Genomic DNA, 3966 nt, shown 5'->3' on the forward strand with positions numbered 1-3966 from the left:
GGAAATGCTGGAAGAAAGAGATGCAGAGAAAGCGAAAAACGCTTTTAGAGAACATATTATGAAAATGGTTGAAAAATAGACTTACCGCTGGAACTAGTTAAAACTAATGGTCTTTTTATCCAAAACTATAACCCGGACAAATTTGCCTTTGTAAATGCAAATTAGTTCGGGTTTTATTTTGATTAAAATACTTTTATCCCATTCTCTTGACGTGCTCTTATATATTATATATAATCACTAATATTATATATAATAATAAATCTGAATTTTCACAAATGGTTGTTGTAAAGGGAGTTGGGGAATAAGGAATTTTTTTATGGAGCCTATTGGTAGCGTTTACATTATCAGGGGTTTCACTTCAGTATCTGCAGTATTCTCATGCTGTTCCATACAGTTATATTTCAAAAGGGGGAATTAAGATGAAAAAGAAGTTCAACGTTTTTAGTCTGCTCATTGCAGCTGTCTTAATGATTGGATTAGCAGGTTGTGGGAAAAGTACAGGGGGATCAGCATCAGGTGACTCCGATAAAATCACGTTAAAGCTGGGTCACAATCAGCCGACATCTTCGCCATTCCATGCAGGGGCCGAAAAGTTTGCGGAATTAGTATCAGAGAAATCAGATGGGAAAGTAAAGGTCGAGGTCTATCATGACAGCCAGCTCGGGGATGAAGGGGAACTTGCTGCCGGGACGAAAATGGGAACAGTGGATATCTCTCTTGTTGCCACTGGAAGTGTGACACAATATTATCCCCGCTATTCCATGTTTGATCTGCCTTTTCTCTTCAGGGACTACGATCATGTAGATAAAGTATTACAGGGTGAAGTTGGAGAGCAGCTTGCAAGTGAAGCTGAAGAACAAGGCGGCTTTAAAGTGATGAGCTACTGGGAGTCAGGGTTCAGACATTATTTAAACAGTAAGCGTCCTTTGGAATCACCTGAAGATTTGAAAGGATTGAAAATCAGAACACCTGAATGGCCCGTATTAACTTCCGCCACAGAGACGTTGGGGGCAAGTGCAGTACCGATGCCATTTTCCGAGCTTTATATGGCAGCGCAGCACGGGGTTGTGGATGGCCAGGAAGGACCTTTATTTGCCATAAAAAGTTCAAAGATGTATGAAGTCCAGGATTACATGGTCTTAGATGGTCATACGTATACAGCCATGCTGCTTATTATGAATCCAAAGAAATTTGATAGTCTTTCAAAAGATGTCCAAGAGGTACTAATAGAGGCATCTAAAGAAGCTGGAGATTATGAAAGAGAACTGATTCGTGATAATGAAAAGAAAGACATTCAATACCTTAAAGAGGAAGGTAATTTAACCATAGAAGAAAATCCGGATAAAGAGGCATGGAGAAAAGCCGTTCAGCCTGTATATGACAAGTACAGCGATGAATTCGGTAAAGACCTTATCCAGCAGATCATGGATACAAAGTAGATGAAAAAGAGGGGCTGTTCCAGCCTCTCTTAAATGGATGATCACTGTGAACTAATTAGGAGGCGGGACGTGTGAGAACATTAAAACTCATTGGCCAAGGACTGGAAAAACTAGTGACGTACGCAGTTCTATTCCTTATGGCCGTTTTGGTTTCACTTGTCTTTATCCAGGTTGTCCTTCGATATGTATTTTCGAATGGGATGGTCTGGGTAGAAGAGCTTGATCGATACATTTTTGTATGGTTAATGTTTTTAGGAATAACAATGGGGATTTATAAGCAAAAACATATTGCGATTACGGCAGTGGCCGATCGACTGAAGGGTTTATCGAAAGGCATTCGGCTGCTTGTCCATATCATTACAGGATCATTCTTTGGCGTGTTGTGCTGGCAGGGGATTAAATTTGTAGAGGTGAATATGTCTGGCACAGCTGCTGTACTGCCTATTAATCTGGGAATCATTTATTCTATTATACCAGTGTCAGGTTTCATTGCGATCATCTTTGTGGTCGTATTAATCGCGACATCCAAGGAGGAGAAACAATGATTACATTACTGTTTATTGCATTTTTTGTCCTATTGATCTTGGGTGTACCGGTTGGAATCTCTTTAGGAGTGGCCTCGATTATCACCATTTTATGGGAAGGGATTGTCCCGCTTGTATTGATTCCGCAGAAAATGTTCGTTTCCATGAATAGCTTTACATTATTGGCCATCCCCTTCTTTATGCTTACGGGTGTCATCATGGATAAAAGTGGATTAACGCAAAGACTTGTTAACTTTGCAGATTCCATTATTGGATGGACGAAAGGCGGCATGAGTTATGTGAGTGTCACTTCAGGCATGATGATGGGAGGAATTTCCGGCTCCGCTCCAGCTGATACAGCTGCACTCAGCAGCGTGATGACTCCAAGTATGGTTAAACTGGGCTATCCAGCACGGTTTGCTGCCGCATTGCAAGCAGCATCAGGATCGATTGGCATTATTATTCCACCGAGTATACCGATGGTTGTGTTAGGCGGGATCGCCAGTATATCCGTCGGGAAGTTATTCTTAGGAGGGATTATCCCCGGTATTCTTATTGGGATTCTATTTATGGTTGCATCAAGGATCATTTGCATCAAGAAAAACTATGGTGTAACCCAGTCCAATTCGTTTTCATTCAGCTATTTCATAGACAGTTTCAAAAAAGCGATACTCCCTTTATTTGCTCCGATTATCATCGTCGGCGGGATTTTAACCGGCGTCTTTACACCGACAGAATCCAGTATCATTGCTGTTGTCTATACGTTAATCCTGGGATTGTTCGTTTATAAAAGTATTAAATTGCGGGACTTGTCATCGATATTCATGGAAGCAGTCATCAGTTCAGGGAATGTGCTGCTGATCATAGCGGCTTCCTCTTTGTTCAGTTGGATTCTTGTGAGTCACAATTTCCCGCAGATTTTGAGCGGTCTCATCACAAGCGTATCAGACAGCCCATTCTTTATTATACTCGTCATTAACTTAATCTTTATCATTGGCGGCATGTTCATTGAAGGGCTTGCCCTGCTGATCATGTTTGTTCCAATCTTATTGCCGATTGCCTTGAGTACGGGAATGGATCCAATTGTATTTGGTGTCATGATTGTTATTAATATCGCGATTGGAACATTGACTCCTCCGGTAGGTGTCTGCCTGTTTGTTGCATGCTCCTCATCCGGAGTTAAGATTGAACATGCGATGAAGAGTGCCATTCCATATGTTCTTTTGCTTTGTGTTGCACTTGTTTTAATCGTGCTGTTTCCGTCACTTGTGACATTTATTCCTAATTTAATTGAATGATTACTATAAAAGGCTGTTTTCATAAACTTTGTTGTTTTTTAAGAAGCGGGTGCTGGTTGATTTCCACTCCAGGTGCCCGCTTTCCGCGGGGCGTGAGTTGAGCCTGCTCGGGCTTTGCCCTGTGGGTCTCAACTTTCCCGCTATTCCCGCAGGAGTCGAGCACCTTCCGTTCCAATCAACTATTAAGTGTGAGTTATAAACTAGAATAATCTTTTATACATGTTAAGAAAACAGCTTTTTTCAAGTGTTCAGAGTTGAGTGCTTTTGTCACTATTGTCTCTATAGATGGTGAGGGGAACTGCGGACTCCGTACACTAGTGGTAGCAAGCAGTTCCCCTCACCATTCAGCACGACAGAGCTTTAGCAATTCGTGTAGTTAACACAACAATCTTTGCGTATAGGACTATATAAAAAAATAAAAAAACTGCAGAAGGAGAGATACATATGGCTAAGAATTTATTTGACCTGACTGGAAAGACAGCTGCCATCACGGGGGCTACGCGTGGGATCGGCCGGTCAATGGCAGTGGCCCTGGCCGAAGCCGGAGCAGATATTGCTTTGCTTCAAAGGAAACCGGAACTGACGGATGTGAAGGAAGAAATCGAACAGCTTGGCAGGAAATGCTCGATTATTCCATGTGATCTTGAAAAGGAAGAAGAAGTGAAGGCTGCCATTCCCAATGTCATTTCAGCTTTTGGAAAGATT

4 protein-coding genes are annotated in these 3966 nt (G+C 41.8%); all 4 read left to right on the forward strand.

Features of this window, described 5'->3' with window-relative positions; translation table 11 throughout:
• The first annotated feature begins 419 nt into the window (after positions 1–419).
• Positions 420–1439: a TRAP transporter substrate-binding protein gene (locus tag HP456_RS20875; RefSeq protein WP_172254711.1), complete on the forward strand. Its 1020-nt coding sequence runs from the start codon at positions 420–422 to the stop codon at positions 1437–1439.
• Positions 1440–1510: 71 nt separating this feature from the next.
• Complete coding sequence (locus tag HP456_RS20880; RefSeq protein WP_172254712.1) at positions 1511–1984, forward strand: TRAP transporter small permease; 474 nt, start codon at positions 1511–1513, stop codon at positions 1982–1984.
• Positions 1981–3261, forward strand: a complete 1281-nt coding sequence (locus tag HP456_RS20885) for a TRAP transporter large permease (protein ID WP_172254713.1) — start codon at positions 1981–1983, stop codon at positions 3259–3261. The genes HP456_RS20880 and HP456_RS20885 overlap by 4 nt, the downstream gene beginning before the upstream one ends.
• A gap of 444 nt (positions 3262–3705) precedes the next feature.
• A partial coding sequence (locus tag HP456_RS20890) for an SDR family NAD(P)-dependent oxidoreductase (protein ID WP_172254714.1) occupies positions 3706–3966 on the forward strand: 261 nt, incomplete at its 3' end.

The organism is Bacillus haikouensis (assembly GCF_013179555.1).
Taxonomy (GTDB): domain Bacteria; phylum Bacillota; class Bacilli; order Bacillales; family Bacillaceae_B; genus Rossellomorea; species Rossellomorea haikouensis_A.